The organism is Kitasatospora sp. NPDC090091 (assembly GCF_044747365.1).
Taxonomy (GTDB): domain Bacteria; phylum Actinomycetota; class Actinomycetes; order Streptomycetales; family Streptomycetaceae; genus Kitasatospora.
This window is the reverse complement of sequence record NZ_JBIVDY010000003.1, coordinates 377,876-398,124: the sequence shown is the minus strand read 5'-3', so window position 1 is coordinate 398,124 and position 20,249 is coordinate 377,876. Positions and strand designations below refer to the sequence as shown.

The 20,249-nt window shown below is 73.8% G+C and carries 19 protein-coding genes and 1 pseudogene; 12 read left to right on the top strand and 8 right to left on the bottom strand.

Annotated elements, in window-relative coordinates; all coding sequences use genetic code 11:
• Positions 1–30 precede the first annotated feature (30 nt).
• Together ACIPSC_RS07310 and ACIPSC_RS07305 are read right to left on the bottom strand one after the other, a co-directional pair.
• Positions 31–144 (bottom strand): annotated as a pseudogene (locus tag ACIPSC_RS07310) (proton-conducting transporter membrane subunit); the annotation flags it as partial.
• 85 nt (positions 145–229) lie between these two features.
• Positions 230–817, bottom strand: coding sequence for a DUF6328 family protein (locus ACIPSC_RS07305; RefSeq protein WP_400823914.1), 588 nt, complete (start codon positions 815–817; stop codon positions 230–232).
• 224 nt (positions 818–1,041) lie between these two features.
• On the opposite strand from ACIPSC_RS07305, the gene ACIPSC_RS07300 reads away from it, so the two are divergent.
• From ACIPSC_RS07300 to ACIPSC_RS07280, 5 genes are all read left to right on the top strand, one after another.
• Positions 1,042–1,485: an STAS domain-containing protein gene (locus ACIPSC_RS07300; protein WP_400823912.1), complete on the top strand. Its 444-nt coding sequence runs from the start codon at positions 1,042–1,044 to the stop codon at positions 1,483–1,485.
• Positions 1,486–1,497: 12 nt separating this feature from the next.
• Positions 1,498–1,962 carry an ATP-binding protein gene (locus tag ACIPSC_RS07295; protein ID WP_400823910.1) on the top strand — a complete coding sequence of 155 codons (465 nt, stop codon included), beginning with the start codon at positions 1,498–1,500 and terminating at the stop codon, positions 1,960–1,962.
• A 474-nt stretch (positions 1,963–2,436) separates the two neighbouring features.
• Positions 2,437–2,880: an ATP-binding protein gene (locus ACIPSC_RS07290; RefSeq protein ID WP_400823908.1), complete on the top strand. Its 444-nt coding sequence runs from the start codon at positions 2,437–2,439 to the stop codon at positions 2,878–2,880.
• A 160-nt stretch (positions 2,881–3,040) separates the two neighbouring features.
• The gene (locus tag ACIPSC_RS07285; RefSeq protein ID WP_400823906.1) at positions 3,041–4,198 is read left to right on the top strand and encodes a hypothetical protein; all 1,158 of its coding nucleotides are present in this window, start codon (positions 3,041–3,043) and stop codon (positions 4,196–4,198) included.
• 485 nt (positions 4,199–4,683) lie between these two features.
• A complete protein-coding gene (locus ACIPSC_RS07280) occupies positions 4,684–8,943 on the top strand; it encodes a molybdopterin-dependent oxidoreductase (protein ID WP_400824097.1) in 4,260 nt (1,419 codons plus the stop codon).
• Positions 8,944–8,977: 34 nt separating this feature from the next.
• Here ACIPSC_RS07280 and ACIPSC_RS07275 read toward each other — a convergent pair whose 3' ends face one another.
• A complete protein-coding gene (locus ACIPSC_RS07275) occupies positions 8,978–10,078 on the bottom strand; it encodes a glutamate--cysteine ligase (RefSeq protein ID WP_400823904.1) in 1,101 nt (366 codons plus the stop codon).
• Positions 10,079–10,558: 480 nt separating this feature from the next.
• Here ACIPSC_RS07275 and ACIPSC_RS07270 point away from each other — a divergent pair, with 480 nt between their 5' ends.
• From ACIPSC_RS07270 to ACIPSC_RS07245, 6 genes are all read left to right on the top strand, one after another.
• Positions 10,559–11,050 (top strand): ATP-binding protein, encoded by a 492-nt coding sequence (locus ACIPSC_RS07270; RefSeq protein WP_400823902.1) that lies wholly within the window; start codon positions 10,559–10,561, stop codon positions 11,048–11,050.
• 358 nt (positions 11,051–11,408) lie between these two features.
• Positions 11,409–12,359, top strand: coding sequence for a SigB/SigF/SigG family RNA polymerase sigma factor (locus ACIPSC_RS07265; protein ID WP_400823900.1), 951 nt, complete (start codon positions 11,409–11,411; stop codon positions 12,357–12,359).
• A 192-nt stretch (positions 12,360–12,551) separates the two neighbouring features.
• Positions 12,552–13,223, top strand: a complete 672-nt coding sequence (locus tag ACIPSC_RS07260; RefSeq protein WP_400823897.1) for an HAD family hydrolase — start codon at positions 12,552–12,554, stop codon at positions 13,221–13,223.
• Between the two features lie 165 nt (positions 13,224–13,388).
• Positions 13,389–13,682 (top strand): MarR family transcriptional regulator, encoded by a 294-nt coding sequence (locus tag ACIPSC_RS07255; RefSeq protein WP_400823895.1) that lies wholly within the window; start codon positions 13,389–13,391, stop codon positions 13,680–13,682.
• A gap of 64 nt (positions 13,683–13,746) precedes the next feature.
• Positions 13,747–14,115, top strand: a complete 369-nt coding sequence (locus ACIPSC_RS07250) for a hypothetical protein (protein WP_400823894.1) — start codon at positions 13,747–13,749, stop codon at positions 14,113–14,115.
• Between the two features lie 71 nt (positions 14,116–14,186).
• Positions 14,187–15,236, top strand: coding sequence for a Ku protein (locus ACIPSC_RS07245; RefSeq protein WP_400823893.1), 1,050 nt, complete (start codon positions 14,187–14,189; stop codon positions 15,234–15,236).
• 39 nt (positions 15,237–15,275) lie between these two features.
• On the opposite strand, the gene ACIPSC_RS07240 is transcribed toward ACIPSC_RS07245, so the two are convergent.
• The 4 genes from ACIPSC_RS07240 to ACIPSC_RS07225 form a co-directional block, all read right to left on the bottom strand.
• Complete coding sequence (locus ACIPSC_RS07240; RefSeq protein WP_400823891.1) at positions 15,276–15,605, bottom strand: sulfurtransferase TusA family protein; 330 nt, start codon at positions 15,603–15,605, stop codon at positions 15,276–15,278.
• A 112-nt stretch (positions 15,606–15,717) separates the two neighbouring features.
• Positions 15,718–15,870 (bottom strand): hypothetical protein, encoded by a 153-nt coding sequence (locus ACIPSC_RS07235; protein WP_209413824.1) that lies wholly within the window; start codon positions 15,868–15,870, stop codon positions 15,718–15,720.
• A 245-nt stretch (positions 15,871–16,115) separates the two neighbouring features.
• A complete protein-coding gene (locus tag ACIPSC_RS07230; protein ID WP_400823888.1) occupies positions 16,116–16,688 on the bottom strand; it encodes a dihydrofolate reductase family protein in 573 nt (190 codons plus the stop codon).
• A 315-nt stretch (positions 16,689–17,003) separates the two neighbouring features.
• Positions 17,004–17,738: a GNAT family N-acetyltransferase gene (locus ACIPSC_RS07225; RefSeq protein WP_400823886.1), complete on the bottom strand. Its 735-nt coding sequence runs from the start codon at positions 17,736–17,738 to the stop codon at positions 17,004–17,006.
• A 142-nt stretch (positions 17,739–17,880) separates the two neighbouring features.
• On the opposite strand from ACIPSC_RS07225, the gene ACIPSC_RS07220 reads away from it, so the two are divergent.
• Positions 17,881–18,780, top strand: coding sequence for a phosphotransferase family protein (locus tag ACIPSC_RS07220; protein WP_400823885.1), 900 nt, complete (start codon positions 17,881–17,883; stop codon positions 18,778–18,780).
• Positions 18,781–18,877: 97 nt separating this feature from the next.
• Here ACIPSC_RS07220 and ACIPSC_RS07215 read toward each other — a convergent pair whose 3' ends face one another.
• On the bottom strand, positions 18,878–20,242 hold the full coding sequence (locus ACIPSC_RS07215; protein WP_400823883.1) for a carotenoid oxygenase family protein: 1,365 nt from the start codon (positions 20,240–20,242) through the stop codon (positions 18,878–18,880).
• Between the last annotated feature and the right edge of the window lie 7 nt (positions 20,243–20,249).

Below are 20,249 nucleotides of genomic sequence, written 5' to 3'. Positions count from 1 at the left end.
CGCCGGGGGTCGCGGCGGAGCGCGGCGGCGGAACAGGCCCACGTGTCCGACCGTGGAGAACGCCGGCATCCGCTTCAGGTGCCGCTGCTGCCAGCACATGACGGCGCCGACCAGCGCCGTCAGCACGCCGAACGCGAGCGCCGCCGCCACGCGCGGGATCACCGTGCCGGACCACCCGTTCGCCGGACGGCGGCACCGGAACGTCCGATGATCGGGTGGTCGGGTTCCGTCATTTCCGGACCGGCTCTCCGCCGTGCGGCGGGGCCTGCCCGAGGGTGAGGTATGTCTCGTGGGGAGGCCGTGTGCAGTGGCCGTTGTGACGTCGCAGCTTCTGGACCGGCAGGATCAGCCAGCAGGTCGCGAACCAGAGCCCGACGCCCCCCGCGATCCAGCCCGCGAGCGCCGACCCGGTCGCCACCCGCAACAGGAGCAGCACGGCCGAGCCGATCGTCAGGGCCAGCAGGACCAGGCCGATGGCGACCAGCCTGGCAGCGGAGTCGACGAGTTGAGGCTTGAGCAGGTGCCCGGCGAAGATCCGGTGGTAGGCGACCGGCGCGGTCAGCGCACCCGTGGCGAGCGCCCCGAGGACGACGGTGCTCACGTACAGTCCGCGGTCGAAGGCGCTCAGCTGCGTGAAACGGGGCATGAAGACGACGCTCAGCAGGAACCCGAAGAGGACCTGGGAGCCGGTCTGGGCGACGCGGACCTCCTGGAGCAGGTCGCCCCAGCGCCGGTCGGCCCGTTCCTCCGCCGACTCCCGGCGGCCGGTCCGGGGCCGGCGGCCGCGGGCGTTCCGCCCGGTGTCGGGTGTCGTCATGGTGGCCGCCTCCTCCTCCCCGGTACCCGTGGCCGTCGTGCGGCCGTGCCGGTACGTGTAGCCGCGCCGGAGTCGGGCAAACGCGGGGCATGGAGGACGAGCACGTGTCGTGGCCGGCCGCCCCGGAGGCCGCCCCGACGGACCCCGTGCGCGCACCCGGGCGCGCCGCGCGGCATCATGGGCGGGACGGCACGTCTTCTTACCGACCGGACCGGGAGCCCGCCATGCCACGGCCAGCCGAGGAGCCCATCGGGGGCGAGGAGGTCCATTCCAGGCTGCGGGTGGCGGTGGGCCGGGACGGGGCGGTGCGGATCGTCACCGTGGCGGGCGAACTGGACCACGACACGGCGGGGGAGCTGCGGACGGCGCTCGCCCGGCTCGTGGACAACGGGATCAAGCGGATCCTGGTCGACTTCGGTGACCTGCGGTTCTGTGACTCCACAGGGCTGAACCTCCTCCTGCGGGCACGACTCGATGCCGAGGCGGCCGGGCTGAGCCTGGAGGTGGCGGACCTGCAGCCGGCCGTGGCCAGGCTGTTCGCGATCACCGGGGTCGACAGCGTGATCCGGATCCACCCCGACCGTGGGACGGCGCTGAAGGCGCCGGGCCCGGGCGCCGGACCGGGGGACGAAGGCCGGCCGCCCCCTGCGTCCGCCGACGAGGCGTGAGGGGGCCCAGATATGAGGTGGCCCGAGAAGGACGCGCGAACGGCCGGTACGGAGCAGACCAGGTGCCTCGTCCTCGCCGGCAGCGAGGGTGCGGTGCTGCGCTGCCGGGACTTCAGCCGGGCGGCGCTGCTCCTCTGGCACTGGCTGCCCGCGACCGACGAGGAGCAGCGCGCCGTCACGGAGGACGTCCTGCTGATGGTCTCCGAGCTGGTCACCAACGCCTGCCTGCATGCCCCGGGCGGCCCGCGGGAGCTGCGCCTGTACTGGGACGGCGTCCGGCTGCGGGTGGAGGTCGCGGATGCCAGCCCGGTGCCGCCGCGCCTGCTCGTGCACAGCGACCCGGCCCGGCCCGGCGGGCACGGCCTGCGGGTGGTGGACCGGCTCGCCCGGGCGTGGGGCTCGCTGCCCGAGGGCGGCGGGAAACTGGTCTGGCTGGAGGTTCCGTCCCCGCTCGACCACCAAGTCCGTCCGAATTGACGGCAGCGCCGACGACGGAGGGCGCCGCCAAGCGGGCAGGCTTCAGCCGCCCGTCACCGCGGCCCCGGGTGCGGTTCCGGCGGTGGTGCCGGGTCGGGATCGGGGAACGGGGGGATCGGCGGTGGAATCGGGTCCGGTCCTTCGCCGGGCCGCGGCGCGGGATAGGGGTGGGGGATCGGCTCCGTGTCCGGATCAGGGGGTGTTGGGATGGTCATGACGTCCTCCCTCCGGATCGCCGCCATGGCTGCCCGCGCGTCTTCCCTGGAGGTACGGCCGCAAACCGCCGGAGGCCCGGGTCGCGGCGCTGCTCCTGTAGGCGCGGCGTTAGGAGCGGGTCCGTCCGGGTAGGCGCGGTCAGGTGAGCGTGGCCGGTGCCGGGACGAAGAGGATGATCCTCGGGAGCTGACGTGACGGACGAGGCCGCGAGGAGCACGAGCACCACGACACCGGAGGGTGCGAGGGAGGTGCGGTCACATGGCTCGGGCCCGGCTGCCCGCTGTGCCGCGCTCCCTCGCGGGGCCACGCGCCCGGTGGTTGCCGCTGTCCGACCGGGCGGGCGTGGTGGCCGACGCCCGGTCCGTGACCGTCGACTTCCTGGCCGACGTGGCCGATCCGTCGGTGGTCGCCGACGCCGTGCTCCTGGTGTCCGAACTCGTCGGCAACGCCATCCGCCACGCCGGACAACCGGGCTGGCTGCTGCTGGTCCGCCGTCCAGGCCTCCTGCGGATCGAGGTGAGTGACTCCAGCTCCAGACCGCCGCGGCCCCGTCGTCCGCGCGGCGCCGAGGCCCCGGGCGGGCTCGGTCTCTTCCTGCTCGGCTGCCTCGCCCTGCAGTGGGGTTGGCGCCCGCTGGGCCCGGGCAAGGCGGTCTGGTGCGAGCTGCGGTTGCCCCCGGGTGACGCCCCGGACAAGTCCTGACGCACCCGGAAGTCCAAGTCCTGACGCACCCCGGAGCTGCGGAGCGCCGTGCCGGGGTTCTGCCGCTGCCCGGCCATTCCCGGACCGGCCGGACGAGCGGAGTGTTCCCCTTCCCCGGGCGGGTAGGCGCCTGGGAGAGCCACCGATTCGGGAGGCCGCCATGGACCTCACCTTCCTGACCCCGCTGCTCGACCGGACCGGCCCCTGGGCGTCGGTCTACCTCGACACCTCCCGCGCCACGGAGGACGCTGCCCAGCGCCGGGCCCTGATCGACCGCTCCGCCGTGCACCGGCTGGCCGGCGCCGGCGCGGACGAACGCACCTGCGCGGCCGTCCGTGACACGCTCGCCGCCGAACCGGCTGCGGACTCCCCGCCGGGGCGGGCGCTGTTCGCCGCGGACGGCGACGTGGCGCTCGACGTGCCGCTCGCGGTGTCGCCGCCGGACGTGGCCGCCACCTGGGCGCCGCTCCCGCACACCGCGCCGCTGCTCGGCCTGCTGGACGACGCCCTGCCACGCTGCCTGGTCGCGTCCGTCGACCGGACCGGCGCGGAGCTGGAGCGGTACGACCTCGGCCGGATGCAGCCGGCCGGTGCCGTGGACGGGGAGCAGTGGCAGGGCCGGGGCCACCGCGCGCCGCCCGCGGACCGCTACGAGTGGCACTACCGCCACCGGGTCGAGGACGCCTGGGACCGGACGGCCGCGGTCATCGCCGACCATCTGGCCCGGGTCTGGCCCGGGAGCGGCGCCGACCTGCTGGTCCTGGCCGGCGGAGCCCGTGAGCGCCGGGCCGTCCACGACCGTCTGCCGCAGCAGCTCCGGGAGGCCACCGTCGAGGTCGATGGCGGAGGCCGGGCCGCGGGCATCGACCGCGCCGCCTTCGACCGGCAGATCCGGCAGGCCTGGGCCGACCACCGGGCCGGCCACCTCGACGAGGTACTGGGGGCCTTCCGAGCGGGTCTGGGCCGTCCCGGCGAGCACGCCACCGACGGCGCCGGCACCGAGACCGCGCCGGGCGCGGCGGCCCAGGGCGTCCCCGCCGTGGTGAGCGCGGCCCGGCAGCACCAGCTCGCGGCGCTGCTCGTCCAGGAGGGCGGCGGAGACCCGGAGCGCCCGGTGTGGGTCGGCCCGGGCCCCGAGCACATCGGCGTCCAGCGCGCCGACGTGCGCGCCATGGGCGTCGGCCACCCCGAACTGGCCCCCGCCGCCGACGCGCTCCTGCGCGCCGCCACGGCGGCGGGCGCGGAGGCCCTGCTGGTGCCCGAGGCGGCCGCCGGCCCGCCCGGCGGCGTCGGCGCCGTCCTGCGGTGGGCCGGCTGAGCCACGTACGCCGGAGCGCCCGAACGGCAACGACCGGAGCGCCCGAACGACCGGGCCGCCTGCACACGAGAGCGCCCGAACGACCGGGCCGCTCCGACCGGTGCTGGTCGGTGCGGCTCCGGCATGCGCGCACGGCCACCGCCGGTAGGGACAGCGAGCCGGCCCGGTTCGCCCGGATCCGTGCACGCCCCGGTTCCCCCGCGGGCCCGTCCCGGTAGCGTGGGCACCTGCAGTCACTCACGGCCGGAGAGTTGGGCCGTGCGGCGGGGTTTACGTTCGGGGCGGGCCTTCGTGATCTTCCGGTAACGCCGTCTTCCTACGGTGCAGACGGTGGGACTCCCCACCGTCGGGCAGCGCGGGTCCGCAGGGGCCCGGGGCCGGCGACGAGGATCGCTACCTGGGAGGGAGCATTGGTGACGGCACCGGGTACGAACCCCGTCGAGAGCGTGCGGACCGTCTGCTCGTACTGCGGCGTCGGCTGCGGGATGCTGCTCGACGTCGCGGTGGACCCGCTGACGGGCCGTCGCACCGTCCTCAAGGCGTCCGGTGACCGGAGCCACCCCGCCAACGCCGGACGGCTCTGCACCAAGGGCGCGACCACCGCGGACATGCTGGCGGCCCCCGGCCGGCTGAAGGCCGCGCTGATCCGGACCGAGCGGGGGGCGGAGGCCGTGGCCGCCGAGGTCGACGAGGCGATCTCCGCGACCGCGCGGCGCCTGCGGGCGGTCCTCGACGAGCACGGTCCGGACGCGCTGGCGTTCTACGTCTCGGGCCAGATGACGCTGGAGGCCCAGTACTTGGCGAACAAGCTCGCCAAGGGCTTCGTCGGCACCCACCAGATCGAGTCCAACTCCCGGCTCTGCATGGCGAGTGCGGGCAGCGGCTACAAGCTCTCGCTGGGGGCGGACGGCCCGCCCGGTTCGTACCAGGACTTCGACCACGCGGACGTCTTCCTCGTGATCGGCTCCAACATGGCCGACTGCCACCCGATCCTGTTCCTGCGGATGATGGAGCGGGTCAAGGCGGGAGCCAAGCTCATCGTGGTGGACCCGCGCCGCACCGCGACCGCCGACAAGGCCGACCTCTTCCTGCAGATCCGGCCCGGCACGGACCTCGCCCTGCTCAACGGGCTGCTGCACCTGTTGGTGGAGAACGGGCACACCGATCCGGAGTTCATCGCGGAGTCCACCGACGGCTGGGACGAGATGCCCGCCTTCCTCGCGGACTACCCGCCCGCCGCCGTCGCCGCGACCACCGGCCTCCCGGAGGAGGACATCCGCCGGGCCGCCCGCCTGATCGGCGAGGCGGGGGAGTGGATGAGCTGCTGGACGATGGGGCTCAACCAGTCCACGCACGGCACCTGGAACACCAACGCCCTGGTCAACCTGCACCTGGCCACCGGCGCCATCTGCCGCCCCGGCAGCGGCCCGTTCTCGCTCACCGGGCAGCCGAACGCGATGGGCGGCCGGGAGATGGGCTACATGGGGCCGGGGCTGCCCGGCCAGCGCTCGGTGCTGGTCCCGGAGGAGCGGGCCTTCGTCGAGGAGCTCTGGGGCCTGCCCGCCGGGACGCTGCGCGCCGAAGCCGGCCGGGGCACCGTGGACATGTTCGAGCGGATGGCCGAGGGCGAGATCAAGGCCTGCTGGATCATCTGCACCAACCCGGTCGCCTCGGTCGCCAACCGGAAGACCGTCATCGCCGGCCTGGAGGCCGCCGAACTCGTCATCACCCAGGACGTGTTCGCCGACACCGAGACCAACGCCTACGCCGACGTGGTCCTGCCCGCCGCCATGTGGGCGGAGTCCGAGGGGGTGCTGGTCAACTCGGAGCGCAACCTCACCCTGGCCCGGCCCGCCGCCCGGCCGGTCGGCCAGGCGTTGCCGGACTGGCAGATCATCGCCCGGATCGCGTGCGAGATGGGCTTCGAGGAGGGCTTCGGCTACGCGAGCGCCGAGGAGGTCTTCGAGGAGATCAAGCGCGCGTGGAACCCCAAGACCGGCTGGGACCTGCGCGGGGTGACGTACGGGCGGCTCCGCGAGACCCCCGTGCAGTGGCCCGCGGCCCGGACCGACGGTCCGGACCGCAATCCGATTCGCTACCTCAACGACGGCGTCAGCCAGACCCTGCTGGAGCGGCCGGACGGCAGCCGGCCGCGGCTGGCCTTCCCGACGCCCACCGGCCGCGCCTCCTTCTTCGCCCGGCCGCACCTGCCGGCCGCCGAACTGCCGGACGACGACTACCCGTTCGTGCTGAACACCGGCCGCCTGCAGCACCAGTGGCACACCCTCACCAAGACCGGCAAGGTCGCCAAGCTCAACCGGCTCGACCCCGGCCCCTTCGTCGAGGTCCATCCGCAGGACGCCGAGGCGCTGGGCGTCACGGACGGCGACCACCTGGAGGTCGCCTCCCGGCGAGGCCGCGCGGTGCTGCCGGCCGTCGTCACCGACCGCGTCCGGCCGGGCGACTGCTTCGCGCCGTTCCACTGGAACGACCTGTTCGGCGAGTACCTCAGCATCAACGCCGTCACCAGCGACGCGGTGGACCCGATCTCCTTCCAGCCGGAGCTCAAGGTCTGCGCCGTCGCCCTCCGTGCGGTGGCGGCACCCGAGCCGGTGGCGTCCGCCGCCCCGGCGGACTCCGCCGTCCCGGCGGCGCGGCGGCCGCTCGAGGCGGGAGTCCCGGAGCCAGCCGGTGAGCAGGCGGGCGTTCCGGAGCCGGTCGCGGCGGTGGCCAGGCTGCTCGGCGTCGCCGACCTCGCACCGCCCGCGCTGACCGGCATCGAGCGGACGTACGTCGCCGGCTTCCTCTCCGGACTGCAGTCCGCGCCCCCGCCGGCCGGTGCCGTGCCCGTGCTCCCGGCCCGGGTCCCGCTCGACCCGGAGCACGCCGGCTGGATCAACGGCGCCCTGGCCGGGGCGTACTCCCGAACGGAGGCGGGTGGGCGAACCGAGGCGTACTCGCGACCCGAGGCGGGCGGGCGCACCGAGGCGGGCGGGCTCGGGACCGCCCAGGCCCACGACGTGCCGGTGGCGGTCGAGGAGCCGGCCGCACCGGCCCGCACGGTCCTCGTGCTGTGGGCCTCCCAGACCGGCAACGCCGAGGAGGCCGCCGCCGGGGCCGCGGACCGTCTGGCGGCGGCGGGCTGGCAGCCGCTGGTCCTCGGCATGGACGAGGCCGGGCCCGGAACGCTCGCCGACGGGGCGCCGGTCCTCCTGATCACCAGCACCTTCGGCGACGGAGAGGCCCCCGACAACGGGTCGGCGTTCTGGGACCGACTCACCGGGGACGGCCTCCCCGGCGCCGGCGGACTGCGCTACGCCGTGCTCGCCCTCGGCGACTCCAGCTACGACGACTTCTGCGGCCACGGCCGGCGACTCGACCAGCGCCTCGGCGAGCTCGGCGCGGTCCGGCTCGCCCCCCGGACCGACTGCGAGCCCGACTACCAGGAGGCGGCCGACCGCTGGCTCGACGAGGTGCTCACGGCCCTGGCCGGACACGCAGCCGACGCCCCCTCGTCGGCGCCTCCCGGGTCGGCCCCGGCCGCGGAGCCGGCCACGGCCGCTGCCGCCCCCGCCGTCCGCCCGACGGCCCCGACGGCCCCGACGACCGGCTCCGGGTACTCCAAGGCCTCGCCGTTCGGCACCCTGCTGGTCGGCAACCGGCTGCTCAGCCTCCCGGGTTCCGCGAAGGAAGTCCGGCAGCTCGCCTTCGCCACCCGCGGCGGCGACCACGGCGACCTGGTCTACGAAGCGGGCGACGCGCTCGGCGTCCGGCCGGTCAACAGCCCCGAGCTCGTGGCGGAATGGCTCGCCGTCACCGGGCTCGACCCGGACGACGCCGTGGCGCTCGGCGACGGGGGAGCGGTCCCGTTCGCCGAGGCCCTGCGGAGCCGCCTGGAGATCGCCAGGATCACCCCGGACCTCCTGCGGTTCCTGGCCGAGCGCTCCGGCGACCGCGAGCTCAAGCGGCTGCTGCGCCCCGACAACACGGGCGAGCTGGCGAAGTGGAGCTGGGGCCGGCAGGCCGTGGACGTCGTCGGCTCGCTGCCAGTGCGGGCCCGCGCCGAGGAGTGGGCCGGCGTAATGAAGCGCCTCCAGCCCCGGCTGTACTCGATATCGTCGAGCCCGCTCGCCCACCCGGACGAGGTCCGGCTGACCGTCTCGGTGGTGCGCTACCCCAACGGCTCCGGGCGGACCAGAACGGGCGTCTGCTCCGCGTACCTCGCGGACCGCGCGGACGACGGGCCGGTGCCCGTCTTCGTCCGGCGCTCCCCGCACTTCCGGCCCCCGGCCGACCCGGCAGCACCGATGATCATGGTCGGCCCTGGCACTGGTGTCGCGCCCTTCATCGGCTTCCTGGAGGAGCGCCGGGCCGCCGGCCACTCCGGGCCGAACTGGCTGTTCTTCGGCGAGCAGCGGGAGGCCACCGACTTCTACTACCGCGAGGAGCTCGCCGACTTCCGGGCGTCGGGACACCTGGACCACCTCGACCTCGCGTTCTCCCGCGACCAGCGGAACAAGGTCTACGTCCAGGACCGGATGCGCGAGCACGGGCTCCGGCTCTGGGACTGGCTGCAGAACGGCGCCCACTTCTACGTCTGCGGGGACGCCTCCCGGATGGCCAAGGACGTCGACCGGGCCCTGCACGAGATCGCCCGGACCCACGGCGGCCTCACCGAGGAGGCGGCCGCCGCCTACGTCAGTCGGCTGGCAGCCGACAAGCGCTACGTCCGGGACGTCTACTGAGGACCCAGGACCCAGGACCCAGGGTCCGGCTCCGTCACGGCACCGCGACGGTGAGTTCGGCGAGGTCGTCGACCACGGCCGCCAGACGGCCGCCGTGGCGTTGCAGGGCTTGCCGCTGGCGGACGGCGCCGGTGCCGAGCCTGCGCAGCCGGGCGAGGGCCGACTCCACGGCGGCCAGGTCCCCGGCGGCGGCAAGCCCGGGGGCGGCCCGCTCCAGGAGCCGGTCGACGAGCGCGGTCATCGGGGCGTGCCGGCCGGTGCACGGATCCATCCCGTCCCCGGCGAGGCCGGTCCGCGCGGCCTGCCAGTGGGCGGCACCGACCACGCCGCAGGGCAGGTCGGGCGCCGGCCGGCCGGCCCCGACCTCGCCGAGCAGGACGGCGGAGAGGCCGCGCAGCAGCCCCGCGAGCAGCACGACGGTGTCCAGGTCGGCGTTGACGTCGGCGATCCGCACCTCCAGCGTCGGGACGTGCTCGGAGGGCCGCGCGTACCAGTAGATCATTCTGCGGTCGAGCAGTACCCCGCACTCCACCAGGGCGTCCGCCAGCGCCTCGTACTGCGCCTCGTCCAGGACCGGGGGCGGACCGACGGTGGGCCAGCGCGCCCACTGGACGGTGCGCCAGCTGGCGAAGCCGCTGTCGCGTCCCGCGGAGAAGGGGGAGTTGACCGCGAGCGCCTGGACCACCGGCAGCCAGGGCCGCAGGTGGTTGCAGAGGGCCAGCGCCTGCCCGCGCCCTTCCGTGCCCAGGTGCACGTGGCAGCCGCAGAGCGCGCCGTCGTAGCCGTCCAGCACGCCGGCGTAGCGGGCCGCCATCCGCCGGTAGCGCGGGCTGTCGGTGATGCGGCCGGGGCCCGGCCCGGAGAGCACCGGCGTGCCGGAGGCCACCAGCAGGCAGCCGGCGTCGGCGGCGGCCTCCGCGAGGACCGAGCGCAGGCGGGCGAGGTCGGCGCGCAGGTCGTCGAGCCGTTCGGCCGGGCGGCTGCTCACCTCGACCTGGACGGGGTAGAACTCGTTCTGGACCTGGTCGCCCAGCACGTCGGCGGCGGCCGCGATCACCTGGGGTGCCCGCTCGACGGGCAGCCGGGTGCGCCGGTCGACCAGCAGGAACTCCTCCTCCACACCCACCGTCGGCACGACCGGCGGTGTGCCCGTCCCGGTCACCGCGGCTCACCGCCCCCGGGCCGGCGCCCCGGCGGCGGCGCCGAGCAGGGCGGCCGCCCCGCCCGCCGCCGGCAGGCCGTGGTGCTGGGAGGCCCACAGCTGCGCACGCAGGCCAGGCCCACGCCCGCGGTGGCACCGGTGATGACCACGGTCCGGGGTTGTGAACGGGCGGGGATCGTCATGGCCCGCGTCTTGCCTGCCGGGCGCCGCCGAAACGTCGGCCGGTTCACGCCTGCCGGCGGGTCTGCGCGTGTGTGACGGCGGCGCGGCTGGGTAGGCGCGGCTCACGGGCGGCGGACACGCCCGGTGACCGACCGGCCGCGGGCCGAAGCCCAGCGACCCGACGGTCTCCCGCACGATGGTCACCCGCCGGCCGACGGCTCCGTGGCGGGACCTCGGCCGGAGACACCCATCCCCGACCAGGCGCCCTTGACCGGGCGCGAGGAGGCCCGGATGGCCGGCTTCGGGACACGCCCGCTGCCGGGCCCCGCCCGGGGTCCGGAGCGCACCGTCCGGCTGCGCCTCGGGGGCCGTTCGGCCGCGGTGCAGCGCAGTCGCGACTTCTGCCGGGCGGCGCTGCTGTGCTGGCACTGGCTGCCCGCCGCGGACGAGGAGCAGCAGGACGCTGCCGCGGACGTCGTGCTGATGGTCTCGGAACTGGTCACCAACGCCTGTCTGCACGCTCCCGGGGGCCCCCGCGAGCTGCGGTTGCGCTGGAACGGCCTGCGGCTGCGGGCGGAGGTCGCCGACGCCAGCCCGGTACCGCCGCGCTTCCGCCCGCGGTCCGACCGGGGGCGTCCGAGCGGCTACGGCCTCCGGGTGGTGGACCGGCTCGCACGCGCCTGGGGCTCGGTGCCCGAGGGGTGCGGAAAGGCGGTCTGGATGGAGGTGGCGTCCCCGATCGACCACCACGTCCGCGCGGTCCCGGCCGGGCACCGGCGCTGAGCCGCGCACGCCGAGCCGGACCTTGACCGCACGCTGAGCTGCACATGATTCCCCGGGGCACGGTCGCCCCTCCTTTCTTCGCGGACGTCCTTTCGTCGCGGACGTCGTTGTGCGCGCGCGCCTACCCGGAGGAATCAATACAAACCATCTAAAACGTGAATCAAATGTCGCATATGGGGGTAGAACCGACTTACAGCGGCTGCGGAGGACCCGCCGCCGTTCCCGCACCCCAACGGGTGCCACCGGGACCTTCGCTTGAAGAAGCCGGGCACAGGTCCTGGGGGAAGAAGCCTGAGACGCGCGAGCGCGAGCCCGCACCGTCACACCGGGCGTTCACCCCGATGCCCTGGAGAACCAAGTGCCAGCCCCACTGGAAGCCACCCCGCCCGCGCGCACCCGCCCCGCGGCCGCTCCGTCCTCGGAGCGCCCGCCGGAGCCCGCCCGCGAGCTGCCCTCCGACCTTCCCCTGCGCCCGACCGAGGCCGAGCTGCGCACGATGGGCAAGTCCGAGGCGCGCGAACTCAGTGACGCGCTGTTCGAGCGGCTTGCCGGTCTCGCGCGCGAGACGCACGCCTACAGCTACGTCCGCGGCACGATCATCGAGCTCAACATGCCGCTGGTGCGGTTCATCGCCGCCCGCTTCCGGCACCGCGCCGAGGACATGGACGACATCCTCCAGGTCGGCACGGTCGGCCTGATCAAGGCCGTCGACGGCTACGACCCGGCACGCGGCGTCGAGTTCGTCACCTACGCCATCCCCACCATCGCCGGGGAGATCAAGCGCTTCTTCCGCGACACCTCCTGGCCGGTGCGGGTCCCGCGCAGCATGCAGGAGCTGTACCTCACCGTCGCCCGCGGCTCGGACCGGCTGGAACAGCAGCTCGGCCGCCTCCCGCACCCCGACGAGATCGCCGAGGACCTGCACATCACCGTCGACGAGGCCGTCGAAGGGCTGGTCGCCGGACGCATCTACCGCCCCAACTCCCTGGACGCGCTGCGCGACCCCGACAGCGACGAGACCGGCAGCGCGCTGCTCGACCGCCTCGGCGCCTGCGACCCGGGCATCGAACTCGCGGTCTTCCGCACCGCCGTGCAGCCGCTGCTCGCCCAACTGCCCCGGCGGGAGCAGCTCGTGCTCAAACTGCGCTTCTGGGAGGGCCGGACGCAGTCCGAGATAGCCGAGCGGATCGGTGTCTCGCAGATGCACGTCTCCCGGCTGCTCACCGCCACCCTGACGCGGCTGCGCGAGCAGTTGGAGGACCGCGACGCCCCCGGGTGGGGGGACGAGGGCCAGGATCTTCCGGCCTGAGCCCGCCCGGTCTGCCCGTTCCCACGCCGATTCCCCTCTCGACCCGCGTTTCCGACCCCCCGTAGCGGACAGCCGCGCTGCGGGGGGTTCCGTCTGCAGAAGGAGAGGGAGGAGCACCGCCGCCCCCGGCGACGGACTCCGGCTGACCCCCGCCCGGGCCGCCGAGTACCGCGTCGCTTGAAAGGACGAGCCATGACTTCCACCGCAGCAGCCCTGTTCGACGTCGACGGCACCCTGCTCGACACCACCTACCTGCACACCCTGGCCTGGTGGGAGGCCCTGCGGCAGTACGACCGGACGGTGCCGGCCGCCCGCGTCCACCGGGCCGTCGGCATGGGCGCGGACCAGCTGCTCGACCACCTGCTCGGCGAGCACCGCGACCGCGACGCCGACGAGGCGATCACCGCCGCCCACGACGCCCTCTACGCCAGCCACTGGCCGGTGGTCAGGCCGCTGCCCGGCGCCCCCGAACTGCTCCGCGCCTGCGCCGGACGCGGCTGGCGGATCGTCCTGGCCAGCTCCGCCTCCGAGCGGGAGCTCACCGTGCTGCGGCAAGCGCTCGGCGCCGACGAGGTGATCGCGGCCGTCACCACCGCCGACGACGTGGCCGCCACCAAGCCCGCCCCGGACCTCGTCCGGGCCGCCCTGGACCGGGCGGAGGCCGAGGCCCGGCACGCCGTCTTCGTCGGGGACACCGTCTGGGACGTCGCCGCCGCCGGCCGGGCCGAGGTGCCGTGCGTCGCCGTGGAGACCGGCGGCTTCGCCGCGGCGGAACTCCTCGGCTCCGGCGCCGCCGAGGTCCACCGCGACACCGCCGAACTGCTGGCCGAGCTCGACGGGAGCCTGCTCGGCAGGACCGGCTGACGGAGCCGCCGGGCGCGGACCGTGCCGCCGACCGGCCTGCGCGCTGCGTGAATCCGTGCCGCCCGGGTACCCGCCGGAGCGTCCCACCGGACCGCCCGACCGAGGAGACCCGGGGCCCGCGGCCTCGTCGCGGACGATCAGCGGCCGTAGCCTGGAGGCGTGGAAATGGGAGCACCGACAACCCCGGTCCGGCAGTGGACGTTCCTGACCAGCCACGCCCGCGTGCTCGTCCAGATCGCGCGCGACCCGGGAATCCGGGTCCGGGAGATCGCCGCCCGCTGCCTGCTCACCGAGCGCGCGGTGCAGCGGATCATCGTCGACCTGGAGGCGGCCGGCTACCTCAGCCACGAGCGGCAGGGGCGCGTCAACCAGTACCACGTCATCGCGAGCAAGCAGCTGCGCCACCCGGCCGACAGCGGGCCCACCATCGCCGAGCTGCTGTCCGTCCTGCTGCGCTGAGTCCGACCGGACCGGGTTTGAGTGCGGCGAACGCTGCCGAGACGCCGGAACAGGTGGTGATGGCATGAAACTCGCCCACCCGGCCGACAGCGGCGGCGACCGGCGCAGCCGGTTCGCCAGCTTCGCCGAGGCCGGATCCAACTTCACCGGCTCACTGCTGTTCTCCACCCTGTGCGTCCTGCTGGTCGTGGCGTTCGTGCTGCTCTACGCGGTGGACGCCCCGCTCGGCGTGCAGTTCTTCGTCGGCGACCTGATGTCGGCGGTCACTCTGCTGCTGCTCGCCCTGCTGAAGAACTCCGAGCGCCGGGCCGAGAGGGCCATCCAGCGCAAGCTGGACGCGATCGCCGCCGCGCTCCTGGAGGAGCAGGAGGGCCGCCGGGGCGATGCCCAGGCGGACCTCCGCGACGCGATCCGGATGGAGGACCAGATCTGACCGGCGGCGGACCACCGGGACCGGCGATCCTGGAGGGAGGGAACAGCGACGAAGGGGACGAGGAGGCGGAGATGGCCAGACCCGTGTGGAGCGGCGTGCTCACCTTCGGCCTGGTGACCGTGCCGGTGGCCCTGTACACGGCGACCGAGGACCGCTCGGTCCGCTTCCACCAGCTCCAGCGCGGCACCTCCGACCGGGTCCGCAACAAGCGGGTGAATGAGCGCACCGGCAAGGAGGTCCCCTTCGCGGAGATCGTGAAGGGCTACGAGCTCACCGAGGGCGAGTACGTCGTCGTGGAGCCGGAGGAGCTGGAGCAGATCTCCCCGGGCCGCTCGAAGACGATCGACATCTCCGGTTTCGTCGATCTGGAGGAGATCGACCCGATCTACTTCGACCGCACCTACTACCTCGGGCCGCGCTCCAAGGAGTACGCCAAGATCTACGCCCTGCTGACGAAGTCGCTCGAACGGTCGAACCGCGCCGGGCTGGCCATGTTCGCCATGCGCGGCAAGGAGTACCTGACCGCCGTCCGGGCGGAGCACGGCCTGCTCGAACTGCACACCATGCACTTCGCCGACGAGGTCCGCGACCCCCGGCGCGAGGTCGACGGACTCCCCGGCGAGGACGTGAACCCCACCACCAGGGAGCTGGACACCGCGGAGCAGCTGATCGGCATGCTGGAGGTCGACTGGGACCCGGAGGAGTACCACGACACCTACGCGGAGCAGGTGCGCAAGCTGGTCGAGGACAAGGCCGCCGGCCGCGAGATCGCAGTCTCCGAGGGGCCGCCGGCCGAGGCCACCAACGTGGTCGACCTGATGGACGTGCTGCGCCGCAGCCTGGAGGGCGCCCGGGGCGGGAAGCCGGCGTCCGGTTCTGCGTCCGCCGCGTCGGAGTCCCCGGACAAGGCGCCTGCCGCCAGGAAGGCCGCCGCGAAGAAGCCCGCGGCGAAGAAGCGGTCGGCGGCAAAGCAGGAGGAAGACCTCGACGGCCTCACCAAGGCGGAGCTGTACCAGCGGGCCTCCGACCTCGACATCCCGCACCGCTCCACCATGAACCGGGACGAGCTGCTGGACGCCGTCCGGAAGGCCGGCCGGAAGCACTTGCGCGCTGCGTCCTGAGCCGGCCTGCGCGCTGGCCGTCGCTGCGCGACCCGCAGGTCAACGACCTGCCGGCGGGTCCTGCCTCGTCGTGGTGCGCCAGGGGGCGTCGGGGTGGGTCGGTGCGGGGTCGTCGGCCAGGCGCAGGGCGTAGACGTCACGCCCGCGGTCCGTCTCGTCGGGGACGGGGCCGAGGTAGGCGTGGCCGGTGAGGTGGCACCAGGCGGGCAGGTCGAGCGGGGCCGCCGGGTCGGTGGCGATGACGTGGACGATCGTGCCGCCGGGAGCGCCGGCGATGCGCTTGCGCAGGTGCAGCAGCAGGGTGACGCAGAGCATCCCGCTGCCGTCGACCACGATCGGGGCGTCCTCGCCGCCGGTGGCGGGGGTCATGCGGCGGCTCCCACGGGAACGGCCGACAGGCGCCCTACGAGTAGGACGCCTGTCGGCCGGTCGGCGGTCCGGTCGTCACGCTCTGGGTGACGACCCGCCGCGGTGGTGGTGCTCATCCGCCGAGGCGGGCGAGGAGCAGGCGCGCCCGACGGGTCTTGGCCTCGGCGCGGTTCTTCAGGTACAGCGCGTGGGCGAGCCGGTGCTGCTCGGCCTCACGCATCCGCTCGTCGATGATGGCGCGCGCGGTGTCGAGGTGGTAGTTCATGGCGGTCGTTCCCCCTGCCGGCGGGTGGCCTGCCGATGACTTCGGCATCGGCTCCGAAGGCCCCCCTGCACCTATGATTCTACACCAATCTTCGGGCTGTGGCCGCCAATTCTGAGCCGGGTTGGGGAGTTGTCCTGCTGTTTGAAGGTCTGTCGGTTGGTGAGCATTGGGTGTGCCGGATGTGTCCGCCCGCCGTCCACCGCTGGTCGGGCCGGTTGCCCGGACGCCGCGGGAGCCCGGCCGCGTCAGTGGACGACGTCGAAGACGTTCAGCTGCAGGCCGTTGTCGTAGGCCCGGTGCTCGACCAGCTTGAGCTTCTGGGCGTCCTTGTCCGTGGTGCTGAACAGGCGCTTGCCCGCACCCAGCAGGAGCGGGAAGACCAGCAGGTGGTAGCGGTCGATCAGCCCGGCGTCGGAGAGGCTCCGGTTCAGCGAGGCGCTGCCGTGGATGATGATCGGGCCGCCCTCGGTCTGCTTCAGCGCGGCGACCTCGTCGAGCGAGCGCAGGATCGTCGTCTCGCCCCAGTTCGACACCAGGTCGTCCTCGGTGAGGGTGGTGGAGACGACGTACTTCGGGATCACCTTGTACTCGGCGAAGTCCGCCATGTCCGGCCACACCGGGCTGAACGCCTCGTAGCTGGTGCGGCCCAGCAGCATCGCGGCGGCCTCGCTCTGCTCCCGGCCCTTGATCTCGAACGCCTCGGGCAGGAACTCGGTGTGCTTGAAGGTCCACCCGGAGTTCCGGTAGCCGGGCTCGCCGCCCGGGGCCTCGACGACGCCGTCGAGCGAGATGAAGGCAGTGCTGATCAGGGTGCGCATGTCCGGTGTTCCTTCGGATTCGGTTGCCACGTCTCGGCCGGTCCGTCGACGACACCACCACGACCACACGTGCAGCGCGCCGCCCGGACCAGCCATGAGTTCTGACTGCTGATCATGGACGAACTCATCGGTCGCCGTCCATCATCTTCGCCGACGACCCCCGGAGCGTCCTCGCACGCAATCCTCGACCCGGATGATCCAAGCGCGCCGCAGCCCCGCCGGAGCGTCCGAACCGTGCGGAGTCCCTTCCCGTTCCCACGCGAAGCCGGCCGCCGGGCCTCCCCGCCGCCCCCGACACAGCCCGCCGGGCCGAAGTCAGTCCGCCAGCTTGCAGCTGAGCTGTACGCCGAGATCGCGGAAGCCGAGCGCCGCGGCCACTCGGCGGGACGCGGCCGGGCGGGCCCGCCACTGCGGCAGCAGGCCGGCTGCGATGGCGTGCGCGACCGCGGCGGAGGCGGCCGCCCGGGCCAGGCCTCGGGAACGGTAGGCCGCATCGGTGAGGACAGAGAGATGGGCCGCGCCACCGCGCCAGGTGCGGTAGCCGGTGGCGGCGAGCACCTGGTCGCCGTCGCGGAGCACGAACACCGGTGAGGTGACGTCGGCCAGGGCGCACTCCTCGCGGTCCGCCTCACTCGCGCGCGCGAGCAGGGCGTGGACAGCCGGCTCGTCGAGTGTCGACTCGACCATGGCGTATGACTCTTGTGTGAGCTCGACCGGGGTGAACTCCGTCGCGTCGAGATACGCGAGGTTGGCCGGCCCGAGTACCTGGGCGAGCGGGACCAGCCGGCCGAGCCGCTCCGGGTCGCCGAGCGCGGCAGGCGGCAGCTCGACCGCCGCACGCCGCAGCCGCTCGGCCGACTGCTCGGTGGGCGCGGTGATCAGTGCCGTCCCGCCGAGCACGACCACGCCGACCCATCCCGGTGGGCAGAGGCCGGAGTCGGGCGAGACGAGCACGGTCGCGCCGGCGGTGCCCGCGGGGTAGTCGGTGGGCACGGCGGCGCAGCCGGCCCAGAGGCGCCGGCTGCGGGTCAACAGATCTTCGCTCGTCATTTCCGGATCATGACAGGTGGCGAGCCGTCGGCACCCCTGGTTTTCGGCCGCCTGGCCCGGTGGCCTCCGGCTCTCCGTCCCTTCGGGAACCGCCGGCCGGGGAGTGGGCCTCAGGGGCCGGTCGTCCGCGAGGCTTGTGGATATGAGTGCACCGAGCCGGATCGGCGGCTTCAGCGAATCCGAAGTGAACCAGGTCCTCGATGCCGCGTGCCGCGTAGTGGGACTGGACGAGGCAGGCGCCACCGTCCTGCGCGGGCACACCAATGCGGTGTTCCTGCTGGCCTGCGGCCCTGTGGTCGCCAAGGTCGCACGGCGCGGCTCCAGGACTGCGGAGGTGCGGCGCACCGTCCAGCTGGTCGAGTGGCTGACCCGAAGGGGTTTCCCGACCGTTCCCCTGCTGCCGGTCGAGCAACCGGTTCTCGTCCACGGGCACGCCGTCACGTTCTGGGAGTACCTGCCCCAACCCGACCATCCGGTGTCGGCGGGGCAACTCGCCGCCCCGCTGAGGATGCTGCACGAGCTCCCCGCGCCACCGTTCCGGCTCCGGCCTCTCGATACGGTGGGTGCGATCCGGCGCTCCTTGGCCGCGATCACAGCGCTTGCCGAGGGGGATCTTGAGTACTTGGCCGGTCGTCTCGACGGGTTGGAGAAAGCCCTGGCCGACGTTCGGTTCGTTCTGCCGCCGGCGGTGCTCCAGGGTGATCCGCAGCACCGGAACGCCCTCCACCACGGCCCGATTGCCGTCCTCTGCGACTGGGACACGGCCGGCTACGGGCCGCCGGAGATGGACTTGGTGACGATCGAGATCCACTGCCGCCGATTCGGATACGGCAGGGAGCACTACGAGGCGTTCGCCGAGGCGTACGGCTTCGATGTCGCCGGGTGGCGGGGCTACGAGGTCCTCCGGGACGTGCGTGAGCTGAGGATGATCACGACGAATGCAAAGCGCGCCGTGCCGGGTTCGGCGACGCTTGCCGAGGTTGCCCGCAGGATCGCCGGCCTGCGCGCGGGTGACGACGGACAGCGCTGGAACATCCTGTGAGAGACGTCTGTTCGCCGTCGCGGGTGCCATGTCGAAGGCCCCGCTCCTCCGGGGGCGGAGGGGCGGGGCCGGTCGGTTCGCGCGGGGCTGCGGGGTGTCAGCCGCGGGTGGGGGCCTGGGCGGCGTCGGGGATCCAGGAGCCGTGGAGTCCGGCGGTCACCCGGTGCGGCAGGTGGACGGTGGCGATGCGGTCGAGGCCGGTGGCGTCGAGGACCAGCAGCTGCGAGGCGTCCTGCTTGATGTCGGACACGACGGTGAGCAGGTAGCCCTCGTCCTCGCCGGTGGCTCCGGCGGCCGGGACGAAGAGGGCCTCACTGGGCATCCGCGCGTCGCCGACCGGGCGGATGCGGCGCGCCCCGGTGATCCGGTCGTACTTGACGACGCCGTAGCCGCCGAAGCCCTCCTCGTCGGGGAAGGAGACGGCGTACTGGTAGCGGTTCTCGGCGCCCAGGTACTCCTCGTTGAGGCTGGGGAACTCCACCGGCAGGTCGTCGATGATCTGCTCGTCGACGGTGCCGGCCACGAGGTCGATCACCCAGCGGCGGGTGTAGGAGCGGCTGACGGGCTCGCTGCCGCGGCCGGGGGCACCGATCCACCAGTTCCAGGACAGCCGGAACCCCTCGCGGTCCACGGTGGGGCCCTCCAGGACGATGCGGCCCAGGCCGTCCTCGTAGGCGTTGGCGACGTGCAGCATGTTGCCCGGCTCGATGGAGAACCAGCGGACCTTCGCCTCGCCGCCGGCCCCGCGCGGCATGACGCCGATGCGGGCCGGGTGCTCGTCGCTCCAGCCGTAGGGGATGCCGGAGTGGTCGGTGGGGTCGAAGGTCACGTTGCCCTCGATGAAGACCACGTGGCGGCGGGTGATGGCGAAGTCGTGCTTGAGCGAGGCGGTCGCGCCCGGCACCTCGGCGCTGTGGACGATCTCGCCCTTGGCGTCGGCGACGTGGTACGTGAGGAAGGGCGGGACGGGCGAGGACCCGAAGAAGTGGAGCTCGCCCGTCACCGGGTCCTCCTTGGGGTGCGCGGTCATCGCGGTTCGCAGCTTGCCGTTGAAGTCGTACGCCCCGACCGTGTCCAGCTCCCGGGTGAGCTCGAACGGCAGGTTCGCCTCGCAGAGGGCGAGCAGCCGTCCGGCGTGCTCGATGACGTGGGTGCCGGCGGCGCTGGCGGTCAGGTCGGGGCCGTGCTCGGTCAGGTAGGGGGCGCCGTCGAGGGCGGGGGTCTGCACCCAGCGGTTGCGGTACCACTCGGCGCGGCCGTCGCGCAGCTGGATGCCGTGCACCATGCCGCTGCCCTTGAACCAGTGGGTGGGGGTGATGCCGGGCTTGGGGTTGTGGCTGTTGCGGAGCAGCCGGCCGGTCAGCTCGGGCGGCAGGGTGCCCTCGACGGTGAGCCCGGTGGCGGTGACCTCGTCGGCGACGGGGGCGTAGTGGCCGGTCAGGTACGGCTTGGGGGTGCTCATGGCATGG